19 protein-coding genes are annotated in these 18,365 nt (G+C 70.0%); 8 read left to right on the top strand and 11 right to left on the bottom strand.

What is annotated here, in order from left to right; all coding sequences use genetic code 11:
* Positions 1 to 95 precede the first annotated feature (95 nt).
* The 5 genes from N0B31_RS16435 to gnd all read right to left on the bottom strand — a co-directional run bounded on the left by N0B31_RS16435 (position 96) and on the right by gnd (position 3,700).
* Positions 96 to 359, bottom strand: coding sequence for a lipoyl domain-containing protein (locus N0B31_RS16435; protein ID WP_260592707.1), 264 nt, complete (start codon positions 357 to 359; stop codon positions 96 to 98).
* Positions 359 to 1,384, bottom strand: a complete 1,026-nt coding sequence (locus N0B31_RS16430) for an alpha-ketoacid dehydrogenase subunit beta (protein ID WP_260592706.1) — start codon at positions 1,382 to 1,384, stop codon at positions 359 to 361. Before N0B31_RS16430 ends, N0B31_RS16435 begins: the two co-directional genes overlap by 1 nt.
* On the bottom strand, positions 1,384 to 2,382 hold the full coding sequence (locus tag N0B31_RS16425) for a thiamine pyrophosphate-dependent dehydrogenase E1 component subunit alpha (RefSeq protein ID WP_368389250.1): 999 nt from the start codon (positions 2,380 to 2,382) through the stop codon (positions 1,384 to 1,386). Before N0B31_RS16425 ends, N0B31_RS16430 begins: the two co-directional genes overlap by 1 nt.
* A 120-nt stretch (positions 2,383 to 2,502) precedes the next feature.
* On the bottom strand, positions 2,503 to 2,700 hold the full coding sequence (locus tag N0B31_RS16420) for a hypothetical protein (protein ID WP_260592704.1): 198 nt from the start codon (positions 2,698 to 2,700) through the stop codon (positions 2,503 to 2,505).
* Between the two features lie 97 nt (positions 2,701 to 2,797).
* On the bottom strand, positions 2,798 to 3,700 hold the full coding sequence (gene gnd / locus N0B31_RS16415; RefSeq protein ID WP_260592703.1) for a phosphogluconate dehydrogenase (NAD(+)-dependent, decarboxylating): 903 nt from the start codon (positions 3,698 to 3,700) through the stop codon (positions 2,798 to 2,800).
* 157 nt (positions 3,701 to 3,857) lie between these two features.
* On the opposite strand from gnd, the gene N0B31_RS16410 reads away from it, so the two are divergent.
* Complete coding sequence (locus N0B31_RS16410) at positions 3,858 to 5,336, top strand: alpha/beta hydrolase family protein (protein WP_260592702.1); 1,479 nt, start codon at positions 3,858 to 3,860, stop codon at positions 5,334 to 5,336.
* On the opposite strand, the gene N0B31_RS16405 is transcribed toward N0B31_RS16410, so the two are convergent.
* The 3 genes from N0B31_RS16405 to N0B31_RS16395 form a co-directional block, all read right to left on the bottom strand.
* Positions 5,306 to 6,889 carry an LVIVD repeat-containing protein gene (locus N0B31_RS16405; RefSeq protein ID WP_260592701.1) on the bottom strand — a complete coding sequence of 528 codons (1,584 nt, stop codon included), beginning with the start codon at positions 6,887 to 6,889 and terminating at the stop codon, positions 5,306 to 5,308. The genes N0B31_RS16410 and N0B31_RS16405 overlap by 31 nt on opposite strands.
* Positions 6,890 to 6,961: 72 nt before the next feature.
* Positions 6,962 to 8,965: a bifunctional metallophosphatase/5'-nucleotidase gene (locus tag N0B31_RS16400; protein WP_260592700.1), complete on the bottom strand. Its 2,004-nt coding sequence runs from the start codon at positions 8,963 to 8,965 to the stop codon at positions 6,962 to 6,964.
* A gap of 201 nt (positions 8,966 to 9,166) precedes the next feature.
* Positions 9,167 to 9,700, bottom strand: a complete 534-nt coding sequence (locus N0B31_RS16395) for a hypothetical protein (RefSeq protein ID WP_260592699.1) — start codon at positions 9,698 to 9,700, stop codon at positions 9,167 to 9,169.
* Positions 9,701 to 9,812: 112 nt separating this feature from the next.
* On the opposite strand from N0B31_RS16395, the gene N0B31_RS16390 reads away from it, so the two are divergent.
* The gene (locus tag N0B31_RS16390) at positions 9,813 to 10,550 is read left to right on the top strand and encodes an SDR family NAD(P)-dependent oxidoreductase (RefSeq protein ID WP_260592698.1); all 738 of its coding nucleotides are present in this window, start codon (positions 9,813 to 9,815) and stop codon (positions 10,548 to 10,550) included.
* Between the two features lie 232 nt (positions 10,551 to 10,782).
* On the opposite strand, the gene N0B31_RS16385 is transcribed toward N0B31_RS16390, so the two are convergent.
* The 3 genes from N0B31_RS16385 to N0B31_RS16375 form a co-directional block, all read right to left on the bottom strand.
* Positions 10,783 to 10,983 (bottom strand): glycine zipper domain-containing protein, encoded by a 201-nt coding sequence (locus N0B31_RS16385; protein WP_260592697.1) that lies wholly within the window; start codon positions 10,981 to 10,983, stop codon positions 10,783 to 10,785.
* Between the two features lie 37 nt (positions 10,984 to 11,020).
* Positions 11,021 to 11,206 carry a hypothetical protein gene (locus tag N0B31_RS16380; RefSeq protein ID WP_260592696.1) on the bottom strand — a complete coding sequence of 62 codons (186 nt, stop codon included), beginning with the start codon at positions 11,204 to 11,206 and terminating at the stop codon, positions 11,021 to 11,023.
* Positions 11,207 to 11,473: 267 nt separating this feature from the next.
* Complete coding sequence (locus N0B31_RS16375; protein WP_260592695.1) at positions 11,474 to 12,070, bottom strand: LURP-one-related family protein; 597 nt, start codon at positions 12,068 to 12,070, stop codon at positions 11,474 to 11,476.
* Positions 12,071 to 12,173: 103 nt separating this feature from the next.
* Between N0B31_RS16375 and N0B31_RS16370 the strand changes: the two genes are divergently transcribed.
* From N0B31_RS16370 to N0B31_RS16345, 6 genes are all read left to right on the top strand, one after another.
* Positions 12,174 to 12,626 (top strand): MaoC family dehydratase, encoded by a 453-nt coding sequence (locus tag N0B31_RS16370; RefSeq protein WP_260592694.1) that lies wholly within the window; start codon positions 12,174 to 12,176, stop codon positions 12,624 to 12,626.
* Between the two features lie 102 nt (positions 12,627 to 12,728).
* Positions 12,729 to 13,166 (top strand): ester cyclase, encoded by a 438-nt coding sequence (locus N0B31_RS16365; RefSeq protein ID WP_260592693.1) that lies wholly within the window; start codon positions 12,729 to 12,731, stop codon positions 13,164 to 13,166.
* An 82-nt stretch (positions 13,167 to 13,248) separates the two neighbouring features.
* Positions 13,249 to 16,239 carry an excinuclease ABC subunit UvrA gene (gene uvrA / locus N0B31_RS16360; protein WP_260592692.1) on the top strand — a complete coding sequence of 997 codons (2,991 nt, stop codon included), beginning with the start codon at positions 13,249 to 13,251 and terminating at the stop codon, positions 16,237 to 16,239.
* A gap of 135 nt (positions 16,240 to 16,374) precedes the next feature.
* Positions 16,375 to 16,797, top strand: a complete 423-nt coding sequence (locus tag N0B31_RS16355) for a hypothetical protein (protein WP_260592691.1) — start codon at positions 16,375 to 16,377, stop codon at positions 16,795 to 16,797.
* A 45-nt stretch (positions 16,798 to 16,842) separates the two neighbouring features.
* Positions 16,843 to 17,310: a hypothetical protein gene (locus N0B31_RS16350; RefSeq protein WP_260592690.1), complete on the top strand. Its 468-nt coding sequence runs from the start codon at positions 16,843 to 16,845 to the stop codon at positions 17,308 to 17,310.
* Between the two features lie 31 nt (positions 17,311 to 17,341).
* Positions 17,342 to 18,319, top strand: coding sequence for a WD40/YVTN/BNR-like repeat-containing protein (locus N0B31_RS16345; protein ID WP_260592689.1), 978 nt, complete (start codon positions 17,342 to 17,344; stop codon positions 18,317 to 18,319).
* Positions 18,320 to 18,365 lie beyond the last annotated feature (46 nt).

Genomic DNA, 18,365 nt, shown 5'->3' with positions numbered 1-18,365 from the left:
TACGTGTCCCAACGTTTCGTGGGCGGCGGCTTAACAGTTGGCCCGTCGAGTGGTCGACCGCCGTGCGGGACGGCGGTGAGTCGTCCGGGGCCCGCTCAGTCCGGCGCGAGCTCCGCGAGCGGGTCACCCCGGACGAACTCGTCGTTCTCGCCGACGAGGATGGCGACCACCTCGCCCGCTGTCGGCGCCAGCACGTCGATGCTCACCTTCTCGACCTGTATCTCGCAGAGCACCTCGTCGGCCGCGACGTGGGCGCCCTCGCGGACGAACCAGTTGGCGACGACGGCCTCCTCGACGTCCATCGCGTCCTCCGGCCACGCGGCGGCGGAGTCGACGACGACGCGGCTGCCAGCCGCCATCACTGGGTGGCGCGCACGGCCGCCTCGATGTCCTCGACGCCGGGGATGACCTCGTCCTCCAGCGGCCGCGAGTACGGGATGGGGACGTCGGGCACCGCGACCCGCTGGACGGCCTCGAGGTCGCCGAGGGCCTCCTCCGCCACGCGAGCGACGATCTCACCGGTGACGCCGAACGAGCGGTAGTCCTCGTCGACGACGACGAGGCGACCGGTCTTGCGGACCGACTCGAGGACCGTCTCCGTGTCGAGCGGGACGAGCGTCCGCAGGTCCACGACCTCCGTGTCGATGCCGTCACCCGCGAGCGTCTCGGCCGCCTCCAGCGCCCGGTGGACGTGCAGGCCGAGCGTGACGACGGTGGCGTCCTCGCCGGTCCGTTTGACGTCCGCTTCCCCGAACGGGATGGTGTAGTCCTCCTCGGGGACGCCCGTCTTCGGGCCGGCCGGGGCGGGCATCCAGCCGATACCCATCAGCCGCTTGTGGAACATGTAGACGACCGGGTCGTCGTCGCGGATGGCGCTGTGCATCAGCCCCTTGGCGTCGTAGGCCGTCGACGGGACGACCACCTTCATCCCGGGGAGGTGCGCGAACGTCCCGTAGAGCGTCTGGGAGTGCTGGGCGGCGTCGTTGTAGGTCCCGCCGACCGCCGTCATCAGCACCATCGGGACGTTGAACGCCCCGCCGCTCATGTACGTGTTCTTCGCCATCTGGTTGTAGATCTGGTCCATGCAGACGCCGAAGAAGTCGGTGAACATCAGCTCCGCAATCGGCCGCATCCCCTGCTGGGCGGCACCGACCGCGGCCCCGATGAACGCCGTCTCCGAGATGGGCACGTCCATGATGCGGTCGTGACCGAACTGCTCCAGCAGTCCCTGCGTGGAGTCGAAGATGCCGCCGTAGTCGGCGACGTCCTCGCCCATCACGAACACCTCCTCGTTCCGCTCCATCTCCCACGCGATGGCCTCGACCATCGCTCGACTCATCGTCCGCTCGCGGTCGCCCATCGGGGGCGTCTGGGCCCTGGACATCAGTCGTCACCTCCGGTCGGGACCGCAGGACGACGTGGCTCCTCGGTCACGAACACGTCCTCGTAGGCCGTCTCGGGGTCGGGGAGTGGCTGCTCTTTCGCCCACTCGATGGCCGCCTCCACGCGCTCGCGGGCGCTCGCCGCGAGTTCGTCGATGCGCTCGTCGCTGACGCCCGCGTCGCGCATGTCGGCCGCGAGCTTCGGGATGGGGTCCTGCTTGTCCGCCCAGTCGATGTCCTCGTTCGTGCGGTAGGATTCGGCGTCGCCCATGAAGTGGCCCATCCGACGGTGGACCTGCAGTTCGAGCAGGGTCGGCCCGTTGCCGGCGCGGGCACGCTCCACCGCCGCCTCGGCCGCGTCGTACACCGCGAGGACGTCGTCGTAGTCGACTCGGACGCCGGGCATCCCGAATCCAACGGCCCGCTCGGCACCGTTCTCGATGGACGAGACCCGCTCCTTCGGCATGCTGATGGCCCAGTCGTTGTCCTCGACGACGAACACCACCGGGAGCCCCTGCAGTGCCGCGAGGTTCAGCGACTCGAGGAACCCACCCTGTGAGATGGCACCGTCACCGAGGAACGCGACGGCCACGGTGTCGTCGTTGCGCTTCTTCGAGGCGAGTGCCGCGCCCACCGCCGGTGGACAGCCCTGCGCGATGATGCCACTGCACGCGAAGTTCACGTCCGGGTCGAACAGGTGCATGTGGCCGCCCTTCCCCCTGCACAGGCCCGTCTCTCGGCCGAATATCTCCGCCGTCATCCGGTTCAGGTCCACGCCCTTCGCGATGGCGATGTGGTGGGGCCGATGCGGTGCAGTCACCGTGTCCTCGTCGCGCAGGTGGGCACAGACCCCGATGCCCGAGGCCTCGTGTCCGGCCGCGAGGTGCAACTCACCGGGGATGGGCCCCGCCGAGATGTCGAACGCCGGCTGTTTCCCCTCGAGGTACTCCTCCTGGAGTCGCTCCTCGTAGTACCGAGCAGTGACCATCTGCTCGTACATCTCCTCCATGATGGGTGTTGGTAGCATAGCTCACACTCCGGCGGACCAGTTGGGGAGGAAACAGCATAAACGTACGACACAGACTCCTCGAACCCGGAGCGTTCCGGTCCCGAGCGGCCGCTATCGTGCGGTCTCGAGGTCGACGAGGTGTGCCCGGTCGGTGACGACCCACGCCGCGTTCCCGATGGGCCGGGTACGGTCGGGGAGCAGTTCCACGCGGTCACCGTCGACGACGAGGTCCAGCGTACTGTCGGGGTAGCCGAGTCGGCGCGCTCGCGGGACGGTGACACCGTCCGGCGAGTCTTCGAGTCCGTCCATCACCAGCCCTCTTCGTTCCAGGGTCCTCCACCTCTCGGTACAGCACGTGATTGCCGGAAACCAAGTGTGCTAGCACGCCGGACTGGTCACGCGCCGACTACTCCCGCTCGACTTCGTGCCGGCCGAAGCCGTAGCGCAGCCGATTGGCCAGCCGCCGCGAGAACTTCGCCTCCGCCCGCGAGTCGAACCGCTCGCCGAGCGCCTGGTAGATGAGCGGGACCGCCACCTCGCGTTCGAGCGCCTCCTGCACCGTCCACGTGCCGGTCGAGCCGCCGGCGACGTGGTCGGCCACGTCGCCGAGGTCCGTCCCCTCCTCGCGGAACGCCTCCTCGCAGAGTTCCAGCAGCCACGAGCGGATGACCGCGCCGTTGTTCCACGTCCGGGCGACCGCCTCGAGGTCGAGGTCGTAGCGCCCCTCGTGGAGCAGCTCGAACCCCTCGCCGTAGGCCTGCATCAGCGCGTACTCCACGCCGTTGTGGACCATCTTGACGTAGTGGCCCGAGCCGGCGGGCCCCATCCGGTCGTGCCCGGCGGGGCCGGTGGCGACGGCGTCGAAGACGGGGACGAGTTCATCGTAGGCGTCCGCGGGGCCGCCGACCATCAGCGAGAAGCCGAGGTCCGCTCCCGCCGGACCGCCGGAGGTGCCGCAGTCGAGGTACCGCGCGGGGCAGGCCTCGGCCCGGCGCACGCTGTCCTCGAAGTGCGAGTTCCCGCCGTCGACGACCACGTCGTCCGCCGAGAGGTGCGGTTCGAGTTCGTCGAGCGCGGCGTCGACCGGGTCGCCGGCGGGCACCATCAGCCAGATCCGTTTCGCCTCGCCCGCACCGCCGAGCGACTCGGCGAACTCGTCGAGCGACTCGGCGGGCGTGGCGCCCGCCGCGGCAGCGTCCTCGACGGCGTCCGGGTCCACGTCGAACGCGACCACGTCGTGGCCCGCCTCCAGTACCCTGTCGACGACGATACGCCCCATCCGTCCCAGTCCGACGACACCCAGTTCCATGGCCGGACTCGGGCGGGCCGGCCCGTAGCCGTTGTGATTCGAGGGACGGCGACCGACCCCCGTGACGAGGTAACTTTCACATCTTCCAGTATCGACAAATAAACTCCCGGAGGACGGCGGCACCAGCTCTAACGGGGTGGCGTTGTGACGTCGTGACATGACGAGCCCCGTCTCCCGGCGGTGGCTCCTCCGGACACTCGCGGCGGGCGGTGCCGCACTGGGGGTCGGTGGGGCCACGGCCGACCCGCCGTACCCCTCCGCGGCGTGGGCCGAGCGCGAGGTGCGGAACTACGCGAAGACCCACGAGGCGCCCGCCGAGCAGGCGACCGACCCGGCGTTCTTCGAGGCGTGGCAGGCCCGCAGCGCCGCGAACGCCGCCGGCTACGCCGAGCGGCAGGCCGCCGAACCGGGCTGGAAGGCCCACGCCAACGCCTGCGCGACGTGGAGCGAGCAGTGCACCGGCGACCCGACGCGCTATCCGGACACCGACCCGTTCTACGGCACCGAGGGCGAGCGACGCCGCGTCGCCTTCCACGACCGGCAGGGGGCGCGGCTCTCGGGACACCTCTGGGTCCCGGTCGGGCGCCGCCCGAACGAGCGGTTCCCCGGCGTCGTCCTCACCAACGGCTCGGTGCAGGCCCCGGAGACGGCCTACTGGTGGTTCGCGCAGGCGCTCGTCCGGGCGGGCTACGTCGTCCTCACCTACGACCCGCGGGGGCAGGGCCGCTCGGACAGTTTCACGCCCGACGGCACCCCGGGGTCGAACGCAGCGCCCTCCGTGTTCGTCACGAACCAGGTGGACGCCGTCGACTTCCTCCACTCGACGCCCGAGGTGCCCTACCAGCCGAACGCGGACCGACTCGACACGCCCGCCCCCGTCGAGGCGTACAACCCGGTCCACGACCTGCTGGACCGCTCGCGGCTCGGCCTCGTCGGCCACTCGGCCGGCGCCATCGGCGCGAGCGTCGTCCAGGGGCTCGACCCGTGGCCGGGCGCGCTCGACTCGAACCCCGTCGACGCCGTCGTCGCGTGGGACAACCTCGGCAGTGTCGAGCAGACCGACCCCCACGAGGGCGCGGGGCTGGTCGACCTGCTCGGCGGCGAGATCGCCCCGGACCGGGCCGTCGAACCGCGCGTCCCCGCGATGGGCCAGTCGGCCGACTACTTCCTCACGCCCGCACCGAAGTCGAGCCTGCCGGACCCGGACACGAAGGTCCGCGGCTTCGAGGACTGGCGGGCGGTGGGCGTCCCTGCTTACGAACTCGTCGTCCGCGGCGGCACGCACTACGAGTGGTCGCGGCTCCCCACCGTCCCGGCCACCTCGTGGGCGTTCGGCAGCGCCCTCGCGGCGCACTACTCGGTGGCGTGGCTCGACCGCTGGGTCAAGCGACCCGACGAGGCCGGCTACCACACCGCCGACGACCGGCTCCTCGCCGACGACGCGTGGGCCGACCACCTCTCGTTCTACTACCGCTCGGCACGCGACTTCCCGACGCGGAACGGCCAGCGTCGGCGCGAGGACGACGTCCGCGCGGCGACGCTCGGCGAGCGCGACGACCCCGCGAGCCTCCCCGTGCGGGGCGACGCCGGCGGGCGACTCGGGGGTCAGTCCTCGCGTCGGCCGCGCCGGAGGTAGCGCGCCGCGCCGAGCCCGATACCGGCGAGCGCCGCCCACGGTCCGAACCCGGGGCCGCCGCCGCTCGACCCGTCCGGCGTGGGTTCGTTCGTCTCGGAGGGGGCCTCGGCCGTTCCCGTCGCCGTGGGCGTCCGTGACGGGGAGGCCGACGGGGACGCCGTCGCCGTCGCCGTCTCGGTCTCGGTCGGCGTGGCCGTCGGCGAGGGGGTCGGCGTCTCGCTCGGCGGCGTGGCCGTCGCCGTCGGGGTCGCCGTGGGCGAGGGGGTCGGCGTCTCCGTCCCGCCGGGCGTCGTCACCGGCTCGGAGACCACCGGGAACGTGATGACGGCCGCGCCCTGCCGGGCGTTCGAGACCGTCGGGTCGCGGCGACTCGAGGCGACGAAGAACTCGTCGGTGGCGGCCTGCGCGCTCCAGAAGGAGGTGTTCTCGCTGCGCCACGCGCCCAGCAACTGCGGGTCGGTCGGGTCCGAGATGTCGTGGAGGCGCACGCCGCCGTTGTACCACGAGGTGTAGCTCAGCCCGTCGCGGAACTCGAAGTTGTGCGAGGTGGTCCAGTTCCCCTCGTTCGAGTAGCTGGGGTCGTCCGTCTCCGGCGGCAGGAGTGCCGAGAGCTTCCGCGGGTTCTGCGGGTCGGACACGTCGTAGAGGTGGACCCGGCCGGGGCCGCCGCTGCCGTCGCCGCCGGCGTCCCACGACTCCACGCTGATGCCGAGCAGGTCGCCCGACGGGTCCGGCGCGGCGAAGTGGTCGTTGCCCGGCGGTTCGATGGCCTCGCGGCGGGCCTCGTCGCTCGCCATGTCGAGGAACGTCTCGACCGGGCGACCCCGGACGCGAGCGATCAGTTCGGGCGCGGTGGGGTCCGAGACGTCCACCATCCACGTCCCGGCGTCCCACTGTGCGAGGTAGGCGACGCCGTCCGTGACGTGGACGTCGTGGAGGTTCCAGTTGCCGAACGACGCCTCCTGCCAGCGCTCGTCGACGTCGACGACGGACCAGTCGCCCAGTCGCTCGCCGCTCCGGGCGTCGTACGCGACGATGCCGTTGCGTTCGAAGTCGTTGCCGCAGAGGTAGACCACCCCGGCGTCGACGTCGCAGTTGTGGTTGAAGAAGGGCGTCTCGAAGAAGACGACGCGTTCGGGGGCGGTGGGGTCGGAGACGTCGAACACGGCGACGCCGTCGAGCTGGCCGCTCCCCTGGGCCGCCCCGGTGGCGACGAGGAGGTCGTTCGCGGCGTCGAGTTTCACGTCGAATATCTGGCGGACCGGCCCGCCGTCCTGGTCGGCGCCGATGTCCGGCTGGTCGAAGACGACCGCTGGGGCGGCCGGGTCCGAGAGGTCGACCACCGCGAAGCCGTCCGTGGTGGCGACGTAGGCGTAGGCACCGGCCGGGTCGACGACCAGTTCCTTCGCCTTCGGGACGTTGACCGCACCGAGCGGTTCGAAAGACGACTGCCGACTCGCGGACTGGCCCGACACGCCGCCGGCGGCGAGCGTGCCGAACACGCCGAGGCCCCCGACCCCGGCCGTCGCGCGCAGGAGGGCTCTCCGTCTCATCACCCGTGGTCTGTGCCGGAGGTGCCTATCGCTTGTGGTGCGTCAGACGAGCGAGGTGAGGATGGACGGGGGTCAGTTCGAGGCGGACGAGGCGTTCGACTGGCCGCCGTTCGCGTTCTCGTTCTGTGCGCCCTGCTCGGCGCCCTGCCCGCGGGGCGCGAACACGGTCACGTCGCTGTTGAGGCGCGCGCCGTCGAAGTAGACGAACTCGGAGGCGCTCGACTCGTAGACGCCGTACAGGTTCAGGTCGGTACGACCCGCCCCCTCGGCGAGTTCGGCGACGGCACGGTCCTCGAACTGGACCTCGATGCGCTCGCCGTCGAAGTTGACGTTCTGCGCGACCGCACGCTCACCGTCGGCCGTCTCGAGGTAGAACGTCGACTCGTTGCCGAGCCCGGCGAAGTCCTCGGGCGCGTCGTACCGGAGCACGGTCGAGCCCTCGCGGTCGACCCAGACCATCCGGTCGGTGAGGTCGGTGTCGACGCGGTCCATCCGACCCTCGACCTCGGGGGCGACGGTCTCGCGCTGTTCGAGGTAGTCGACGACGAGTTCGGCGAGCAGGGTGTCCGTCTCGTTCACCCGCGTCGCGTTCGCCAGCGGGTAGCCCGACCCGCCGTCCGCGATGTAGGAGTTCACCGCGACGGTGTAGGTCTGGCCCGGCCGGACGGGGTCGCCGTTCACGTGCAGGTCACGGACGCGGTCCTCCGGCGCTACGTCCTCGTGGGGGACCCACTCGAACTGGACGCCCGAGGTCTGCTGGGAGATCTCCTCGCCGAACTGCTGGCCGGTCTCGGACTCGAGCGTGACGACCTGCGAGGCCAGCACGCGCTCCAGTTCGGTCCCGTTCAGTTCGACGGTGACGAGCGTGTTGGCGAACGGGAGCGTGTTGAACACGTCGCCGCCCGTGACGTTGCCCGGCCCGTAGATGCTGTTCGAGCGGATGCCGCCGGCGTTCGTGATGGCCACCTCGGCGCCGCTCGCGTTCCGCATCGCGTCGGTGACGAGGTTCCCGTAGTTCGATTCGCGGTGGTAGTTCGTGGCGAACCGGGCGTCCAGCGCCACCTCGCTGTACGCGACGGTCGAGTCGAGGCTCACCTCGCCGCGGTACTGGTCGATGATCTGGGAGGCCGTCTCGTTCTTCTCGACGCTGCTGTTGCGCACGTCGACGAGTCGCCCGTTCCACGCCGTCACCTCGCCGTCCGAGACGGTGAGGTTGATCTCGCCGAGGTACTCGGCACGGGCCTCGGCCTCCGTGATGATGGTGTCGGAGGTCTCGTTGGGCGGGTAGTATATCTCGTCGTCACCGACCGCGATGACGTCGATGTCACCGTCGTCGGCCTCGGCGATGGCCTTCGCGTCGGGGATGCCCGTGTGCGCGAGGACGACGACCACGTCGACGTCCTCCTCCTCGCGGAGGTGGTCGGCGGTGGCGACGCTGTCGTTCACGTATTCCTCGACGGTGACGCCCTCGGCGGCGAAGTCGATGTTCGTCTTGCCGTAGGTCGCCCCGCGGTCGACGACGCCGAGGAACCCGACGCGCACCCCGTCACGCTCGACGACGGTGTACTCCGCGGTGCCGCCGAACTGCTCGCCCGTGCTGGAGTTGACGAGGTTGGAGGCGAGCCACGGGTACTCCGAGGCGGCCGTGAAGTTCGACACCTCACCCAGCCCGAAGTCGAACTCGTGGTTGCCGATGACGTCCGCGTCCGGCTGCATGACGTTCGTCACGTCGACGGCCACCCGCCACTGGCTGACGGGCGAGAGCGCGTGCGGGCTCACCTCGTCGCCCGCTCCCGCCACGAAGACGGGGTTGTCGTGGGCGGCCCGCCGCTCGTCGACGAGCGAGACGAGTCGCGGGAAGGTGCCGTTCTCCGCCGCCGCCGTTTGCACGTCGTTGTACGTCAGCAGCGTGACGGTGGTGTTGGTGTGGTTCGTCGCATCCGTGGTGCCCGTCTCGGCCGTCGGGGCGCTCGGCGCGGTCTGTCCCTCCGTGTCTGCCACCTGGCCAGCCACGCCCACGGGGACCGTGGCGGTGACCAGACAGACGACGAGTGTCGCTACGAGTAGTCGGCGCATCGATGGACGCTGCCGGTCGGTCCGGCTAAAAAGTGTCTATCCCGGATACATAGCCCTCGTCTGATATCATAGTCGTCTCGACCGCTCTGTACTCACCGACAGCGCGGCTATCGCGAGTCCACGAGCCATGTCTGGAGTACGGAAGTTCACGCGAGCGCCACGCTCTCGCCGAGGCCGATCCACCGATCGGGTGCCGTCCGCTCACCGACCGCGGGAGCCCGAGCCACGCTGGTACGCCCAGCCGAGGAGTGCGTCGAGTGGCACGAGTACGACGACGGCGAGCGGACTCCAGTCGACGGCCATCGTCCGGGTGACGTCGACGGCCCCCTGCACGTAGCCGGGCAGGACGTGGAGGACGGTGTCCCACGAGGTGCCCGTCACGAGGCCGAGGAGGACGGGGAACAGGAGCACGTAGACGCCGGCCACGAACGGCACGGCCACGACGGTACCGAGCCCCGTCGCGGCGCCGGCGAGCGCACCCCGCCCCGGGGTCGACGCCCGCGAGACGAGGCGCCGCCACACCACCGCCCCGACGACCAGTCCGGCGAGCGTGGCGAACCCCGGCGCGTACCCGAACCAGTAGCGCGCGTCGACGGAGACCAGCGAGTCGACGGTCGGGACCGAGAGGGACACCAGAGACACGAGAGCGGCGACCAGCGCCGCGACGGCGGCCACGGCCCCCGCGCCGAGTTCGCGACGCGACAGTCCCGTCGTACGGCGGCGCGTGACGACCATACACCGACGGCCGGGCCGCGAGGAGATAACACCGCACCCCGGCGGGCGTCGTTCGACCGGAAACGGTGGCCGCCTCGGGTGGCTTCTTGCCCGTGGCGCGCCTCTCGTCGGTATGCTCACCCCAGACCTCTCCGGGCGCACCGCGCTCGTCACCGGCAGCGCGAAGGGACTCGGTGCGGGCCTCACGCTCGAACTCGCCCGCTGTGGCGCCGACGTGGCCGTCCACTACAACACCTCCGCGGACGCGGCCGAGACGGTGGCCGACACTGCCCGCGACGCCGGCGTCGCAGTCACGACCGTGCAGGGTGACGTGACCGACCCCGAGGCCGTCGACGCCATCTTCGACGCGGTCGAGGCCGACCTCGGGCACCCCGACGTCCTCGTCAACAACGTCGGCGCGTTCGCCCCGACCCACTGGGAGGACATCGACTGGGAGACCTGGCAGACGGTCGTCGAGACGAACTTCTACGGGACCGTGCTCTGCTCGAAGCGGGCGCTCGAACCGATGCGCGAGTACGAGTGGGGCCGCATCGTCAACGTGGGCTACGCCTCCAGCGAGAAGGGGCTCGTCAGCCCGAAGAACTTCCCGTACTTCGCGGCGAAGGCCAGCGTCCTGATGTTCACGCGCATGCTCGCGGCGGACACGCAGGACGACGGCGTCACGGTGAACGCCATCTCGCCGTACGTCGTCGAGAACTCCGACGAGTTCCCCGACCACGCGCCGCGGGGCCGGTGGGCGGGCTACGACGACCTCGCGCAGGCGATGCTGTTCTTCTGCGACGAGGACTCGGACTACATCTCGGGGGAGAACGTGGAGGTGGACGGGGGGTGGCTGCCCGAGAGCGTCTAAGAACCATGTTTTTACTCTCGGGTGCGCCCGCGGCGCACCGCTCGAGTGAAAACGTGGGTGAAAAAGGCGCGCCTCACTGCGTTCGGCGCGGGTGAGCGAACTCGGAGAGTTCGCGAGTCTCGTTGGACGAGCGGAGCGAGTCCGACGGTGGTGGGTGCGCTGGACCGTACAGCACCGCACCGTCGTTCGTCCCGGTCGAGACTGGTCGAACGACCGGCATCGGAGACCCCGGTCAGGACTCGTCCAGCTCCCGCGAGAACGCCACCGCGAACGCGACGCCGAGCGCCAGTCCGGTGGGGAGCCACAGGGCGACGTCGTCGAACGCGACGCCGAGTGCCGTCCCGAACATCAGTCCGAAACCGATGCCGACCGCGAGTCCCTTCGGGGTGAACACGGCGTCGTCCCCTTCGTCCGTGTCGGTGTCGGCCGCCATACCGGCAGGTGGACGAGCAGCGCGATAACTGTCCGGGTCAGCCGAGGCGCTCGGAGAACGCCACACCGAGTGCGACGCCCATGCCGAGACCGACGGGGAGCCACGGTACGAGGTCACCCGTGAGGAACCAGACGACGAGGGCGAACGTGACGCCGACGGCGAACCCCGCGAGGAGTCCCTCCGGGGTCAGCCGGGGGCTGGTCTCAGAATCCGCTGTTGCCATACCACCACTCGGACGGGCAGCGGCTTAGCGGTGCGGTGGGCGGACGCCAGCGGACGCCGCGCGACGGTGAGGGCGGAGCGGGGCGGCGAGCGTACCGCGGCGGAGCCGCGGTTCCACCCGCGCCGAACGCAGTGAGGCGCGCCTTTTTCCCCATGTTTTTGCGCCAGTGCGGGACCTTCGGTCCCGCAGGCCGTGCCAGCGGACGCTTCGCGTCCGCGAGCAGAGAGCGGTGCGCCGCAGGCGCACCCGAGCGCAAAAAGATGGTCTCTAGTTCTCCTCGAGCGCGTCGATGGCGATCGCGGCGGCGAGGATGGCCTCCCGCGGCGCGGTGCCGGTGTCGTCGAGTTCGACCGTGTAGACGTCCCGTAGCGTGAACTCCTCCGTTATCGAGCCGATGCGCTCGCCGCTCGGGGTGCTGATGGAGTAGGAGTGTGGGAGCAGCCCCAGTATCTCGAAGAACTCCTTGGCGGCCATGACCAGTGCGGACTCGGACTCGATGGTGGCCCAGCGCTCGCCCTCGGGCGAGCGGATGTGGTAGACGTGCTGGAACATCGTCCATTCCTTCTCGACGACGGCGAACGCGTCGCCGCTGGCCTCGTCGGCGAGGGTGTAGTCGCCGGCCACGTCGAAGACGTTCTGCGCCTCGATGCGGAAGACGACCTCCCCGCTGGGTGCGGTGAAGGGGAACTCCTCCTTGATCTTGAACCGCTTCTTCTTGCCCTTCAGGACGACGGTGCCGGCGCTGTCCTCGACGCTGTACTTCGAGCGGATGTAGGACTGCTTGATGACGTACCGGTCGTCGGAGAGGTCGATACCACCGATGACGTCCCCGCTCGGTCCCGACCCCGTGTCTGTCTCTGCCATGGGACGCTTCCGTGGGCACCCTACTTGAAAATTGTCGCCAGTGCGGAGGACAGAATCCAGCGACGGCGGTGGCTACTTCACCCCCCACGTGGTGAGCGTTGGCATGGAGTACTACGAGGACATCGAGGTGGGAGACGTGATCGAGTACGGGTCGAAGACGGTGACCAAGGCGGAGATAATCGAGTTCGCCACGAAGTTCGACCCGCAACCGTTCCACCTCGACGAGGAGGCCGCGAAGGAGTCGCTGTTCGGTGGGCTCGCCGCGTCGGGGTGGCACACCGCGAGCATCTGCATGCGCCTGCTGGTCGACGGGGTGCTCTCCGAGCAGGCGAGTCAGGGCGCGGCGGGCGTCGACGAACTCCGGTGGAAGCGGCCGGTCCGGCCGGGCGACACCCTCTCCATCGAGGTGGAGGTGCTCTCGAAGGAACCGGACCCGAACGACCCGACGCGGGGTCGGATGCGCTCGCGGCTGACCGGGTTCAACCAGGACGACGAAGCGGTCATCTCGTGGGTGGGCCTGGGGATGGTCGAGCGTCGCGAACCGGCCGAGGAGTGAGCGCGACAGTCCCGCCCGACCGACCGTCACGCACAGTGTGCTAGCAATTGACGCACATCCGTGACGTACCCCTCCGGGCGTCCGTGGGACGCAGGTGATTCCATGAGCGAGACGGAACTGGAGACGAACGAGGAGATAGCGAGAGCGTATCCGGAGCGTGTCGCGAACGAGCGGGCGCTGGACCTGCTCGACGAGCTGCTGACCGAGGATTTCGTCGAACACGGCCCGCTCGGGGACGAGAACGGCATTCCAGAGGCACGGGCGGGGATGGAGCAGTTGCTCGGGGCGTTCCCCGACTTCACGGCGACCGTCGAGGACCTCGTGGCGAGCGGTGACACCGTCGCGATGCGGGTCACCCTCCGCGGGACGCACGAGGGGCCGTTCGCCGGCATCGAAGCGACCGGGAACACCATTGAGGTCCAGAACATGGTGTTCAGCCGCATCGAGGGCGGCCGCATCGCCGAACGCTGGGTGGTCCCCGACACGCTGTCGATGTTGCAGCAACTCGGTGTGGTCGACTTCGAGTTCCAGACCCCGTAGTCGGCGGTCCGCCGACACCCGTTTTGCGTACAGGCTCGCCGCCAACCGACAGGGTTTCCCGACCCCCGACCAACTCCCGGCAATGACGAAGGACTACATCGAGGTCCGAGGGGCCGCGGAACACAACCTCAAGGACGTCGACGTCCGCATCCCGCGCGAGGAGTTCACCGTCGTCACCGGGCTGTCGGGGTCGGGGAAGTCCTCGCTCGCTTTCGACACCGTCTACGCCGAGGGGCAGCGCCGCTACATCGAGTCGCTCTCGGCGTACGCACGGAACTTCCTCGGGCAGATGGACAAACCGCAGGTGGAGGGTGTCGAGGGGCTCTCGCCCGCCATCTCCATCGACCAGAAGAACGCCGCGAACAACCCCCGCTCGACGGTCGGGACCGTCACCGAACTCCACGACTACCTCCGCCTCCTCTACGCCCGCGTCGGGACGCCGCACTGCCCGGAGTGTGGCCGCGAGGTGGGCGAGCAGAGCGCCCAGAACATGGTCCGTCGCATCCTCGAACTCCCCGAGGGGACGAAGGCCAAGATCGCCGCGCCGGTCGTCCGCGACCAGAAGGGCGCGTTCGCGGACCTGTTCGACGAACTCGTCGCCGAGGGGTACGCCCGCGTCGAGGTGGACGGCGAGGAGTTCGACCTCGCGACGAAGAAGCCGGAACTGGACGAGAACTACCGCCACTCGGTCGACATCGTCGTCGACCGCGTGAAGGTGAGCGAGGATGCACGCTCGCGCATCACCGACTCCGTCGAGACGGCGCTGGAGGAGGCCGACGGCCTGCTGAAGCTCATCCTGCCGGACCCGCCCGAGGGCGTCGGCGACGAGTTCGGGTCCCGGGAACGCCGCACGGGCGACCTCGCGGGCGAGGACGACGGCCGCCTCGTCGTCGCGTTCTCCGAGGACCTCGCCTGCACGCACTGTGGCATCGACCTCCCCGAGATAGAGACCCGGTCGTTCTCGTTCAACTCCCCGCACGGCGCCTGTCCGGAGTGTGAGGGCATCGGCGAGACGAAGGAGGTCGACGAGGACCTCGTCGTGCAGGACCCCTCGAAACCCCTGAAGGACGTGTTCGAGCCGTGGTCGTACAACCGGAAGTACTACCGCCGGCAGCTGGACAACGTCGCCGAGCACTTCGGCGTCAGCGTGGACACCCCGTTCGAGGAGCTGGACGACGACGTCCAGCGCCAGTTCCTCTACGGCACCGACCGTATCGTGGACTTCTCGTGGCGCACGAAGAACGGCACCCGGGAGAAGTCCGAGCGGTTCGAGGGCGTGATGGGCAACCTCTCGCGGCGCTACGTCGAGACGGACTCCGACCGTGCCCGGAACCACATCGAGAAGTTCATGGCCACGACCGACTGCCCGGCGTGTGACGGGACGCGGCTCAAGCCCGCCTCGCGGTCGGTGCTGTTCCAGGAGACGCCCATCACCGAGGTCAGTCGGCTCTCCATCGGCGACGCGCTCGAGCACTTCGAGGGGATGGAGGCCGACCTGACCGAGCGCGAGCGGGTCATCGCCGAGGAGATCCTGAAGGAGATCCGCGCGCGCCTCGGATTCATGACCGAGGTCGGCCTCGACTACCTGACGCTGGATCGGGAGGCCTCCACCCTCTCCGGTGGCGAGAGCCAGCGCATCCGGCTGGCGACGCAGGTCGGCTCCGGGCTCGTCGGCGTGCTCTACGTGCTGGACGAGCCCTCCATCGGCCTCCACCAGCGGGACAACGACCGGCTGCTGGACACGCTCTGTGGCCTGCGTGACCTCGGGAACACGCTCGTCGTCGTCGAACACGACGAGGAGACGATGTGGCGGGCCGACCAGGTAATCGACATGGGGCCGGGGCCGGGCAAGCGCGGTGGCGAGGTCGTCGTCGACGGCACCGTCGAGGACGTGATGGACACGCCCGAGTCCGTCACTGGCGACTACCTCGCGGGCCGACGAGCCATCCCCGTTCCCGAGGAGCGCCGCGACCCGACCGAGTTCCTCACCGTGCGGGGTGCCCGTCAGCACAACCTCAAGGAACTGGACGTCCCCGTCCCGCTGGAGGCGTTCACCGCCATCACGGGCGTCTCGGGGTCGGGCAAGTCCACGCTGCTCCACGAGATACTCTACAAGGGCCTCGTCAAGCGGATGAACAACACCGACGTGAACCCCGGCGCCCACGACGACATCGAGGGCATCGAGCACGTCGAGACGGTACGACTCATCGACCAGTCGCCCATCGGCCGGACGCCCCGCTCCAATCCGGCGACCTACACCAACGTCTTCGACCACATCCGCGAGCTGTTCGCCGAGACGAAGCTCTCGAAACAGCGTGGCTACGAGAAGGGCCGCTTCTCGTTCAACGTCAAGGGCGGCCGGTGCGAGGCCTGCGGCGGCCAGGGGACGGTGAAGATCGAGATGAACTTCCTCTCGGACGTCTACGTCCCCTGCGAGGAGTGTGACGGGGCACGCTACAACGACGAGACGCTCGACGTGACCTACAAGGACGCCACCATCTCGGACGTGCTCGACATGGAGGTGGACGAGGCGTTCGAGTTCTTCGAGGGGCACTCGGGTATCCGCCGGCGGCTCGAGCTCCTGCAGGACGTGGGGCTGGGCTACATGCGACTCGGCCAGCCCTCCACGACGCTCTCGGGCGGGGAGGCCCAGCGTGTGAAACTCGCGGAGGAGCTCGGCAAGAAGGACTCGGGCAACACGCTCTACCTGCTGGACGAGCCGACGACCGGCCTGCACTCGGAGGACGAACGGAAGCTCATCGACGTGCTCCAGCGACTCACCGACGCCGGGAACACCGTCGTCGTGGTCGAGCACGAACTGGACCTCGTGAAGAACGCGGACCACATCGTCGACCTCGGGCCGGAGGGTGGCGAGAACGGCGGCGAACTGGTCGCGTCGGGCACGCCCGAGGAGGTCGCCCGGACCGAGGCCTCCCACACGGGCCGGTACCTCCGCGACCTGCTCCCTGCAGTGGAACTGGAGGGGCCGCGCTCGGACCGGGAGAAGCGGGCCGAGGAGGCCGACACCGAGGCGGATACGGAGGCCGAAGCGGAAGCGACCGGGGACGACTAGAGACCGAACGCTACTCGTCGGGACCGTCCGACGGTCGGGGCACGAGCTGGGGCGGCGACCGCACCCGCCCCGCACGGCCAGTTAAACGACCGGTTATGCCCACCAATTTATATTACCCGAGAGAGTCATGGAACCATGGGATTGTTCGACTCGGTCCGGTCGTTGCTCGGCGGGAGCGGCCCCGAGGGCGGGAACGACGCGGGGACGGCTACCCCGTCGGACCTGTTCGGGCCGGTCGCTCGTGTCTACGTCGAGACGGGCGAGGGACCGGACGAGGAGTGGACCGCCGCGGAGCGCGAGGGGATGGTCGAGGTGCTAGTGGCGGCGGCGGGCGAGCCGACCCCGGAGGAGCCAGTCGACACCGAGACCGTGGAGGCGCACATCGAGTCGCTCGGCGGCGGCGTGGAACACGCTCACGGTGGCGGCACCGTCTCCGGGATGGTCCACAAGTCGAGGCTGCAGGAACTCGGCGACCACCCGGACGTCGTCCGGGTCGAGGTGACCCGGACCGGCGGCGACGTACGCGAGGACCCGGACTACCCCGGGAACACCCTGTAATCGACGCGGGAAGACCTCTTGTAACCCCGGCGTGAACCGCTCGGTATGAGCGACGCAGACGAGAGCGAGTCGGACGAGGCGCTCGACGAGGCCATCCTCGAGGCGCTCCAGTCGGCCGAGCGCTCGCCACTCCCGGCGACGGAGGTGGCGAAACGGGTCGACCGGACGTACGCGGAGACGCGAGAGCGACTGGTCGACCTCGCCGACGCCGGCGACGTGGAGCGGCGCAACCTCGAACACGGGACGTGGTGGCGCCTCCCCGGCCGCGAGGCCGAACCGAGCGAGGCGGACATCGCGGCGGCGCGGGAGTCCGGGCGACTCGTCGCCGCCGGCGTCGACGACGACGAGGCGTTCGAGGCGGAGCACCCGTCCGGGCCACCGCCCATCGAGCGCGAGAACCTCTGGTCCGGCGTCGAGGTCCACGTCGAAGTGGACCGGCGGGCGCTGGCGGCCGTCGCGGTGCTCGGCCTCTTCGTCGTCCTCGCGGTCCTCCGGCGCTGGCGCCGGCGATAGCGGTTTGGTCGCCGAGCGACTCGCTAGCGGTATGCACGCGTACGCCGCGATGCGGTCGACGGTCCACCGGGTCGGCGAGAGTGGGCACGAGGTGGTGTTCGACGACGCCGACGTGGAGTGTCTGGCGAGCGTCGGCGACACCCTGCTCTTCGGGACGCTCGACGACGGCCTCTACCGGAGTGCGGACGGGTGTGAGACGTTCCGCCGGGTCGACCCGCCGGGGATGGCTTCACGGGTCACCTCGGTCGCCGTCTCGGCACACGACCCCGACGTCTGCTGGGCCGGGACGGAACCCTCCGCGGTCTGGCGCAGCGAGGACGGCGGTCGGTCGTGGGCCGAGTGCGAGGGGCTGGCCGACCTCCCCAGCGAACCGGAGTGGTACTTCCCGCCGCGGCCCCGCACCCACCACGCGCGCTGGCTGGAACCGGACCCGCACGACCCGCAGCGCCTCTACGTCGGCGTCGAGGCGGGCGCGTTCGTGCTCGCGACGGCACCCGACGGCTGGGACGCCCCGATCGAGTGGCACGACCGCCCGCCGGGGTCGCGCCGGGACAACCACACGCTCGCCACCCACCTCGACGCCGAGGGGCGGGTCTACGCGGCGGCAGGCGACGGCTACGCCGAGTCGCTGGACGGTGGCCGGTCGTGGACCGCGCTGATGGATGGACTGGACCACCGCTACGTCTGGTCGCTCGCCGTGGACCCCGGCGACCCGGACGTGCGGGTGGTCTCGGCGGCCAGCGGCGCGAACGCCGCCCACCGCCGTGGTGAGAGCTACGTCTACCGGAAGGCCAGCGACGCCACGTGGGAGCGGGTCGGTGAGGGGCTCCCGACCGGCGAGGGCGTCTTCCGGGCCGTCCTCGCCCGCGGGACCGCGGTCGGGGAACTCGCGGCCGTGAACGACCACGGCGTCTACCGGAGTGGGGACGGCGGCCGGTCGTGGGAGCCGCTCGTCGAGTGGCCGGACGAGTACCGCGGGGAACCACCGCGGGGACTGGTCGTCCGCTGAGGCGGGTCGAGCCGCCCCGGCGCCCCACCTCGACTGACAAGGTACT

The sequence above is a fragment of the Salinirubellus salinus genome (assembly GCF_025231485.1).
Lineage (GTDB): Archaea > Halobacteriota > Halobacteria > Halobacteriales > Haloarculaceae > Salinirubellus > Salinirubellus salinus.
Note: the sequence above shows the minus strand (reverse complement) of the source record. Positions and strands in the feature narration are given on the sequence as shown.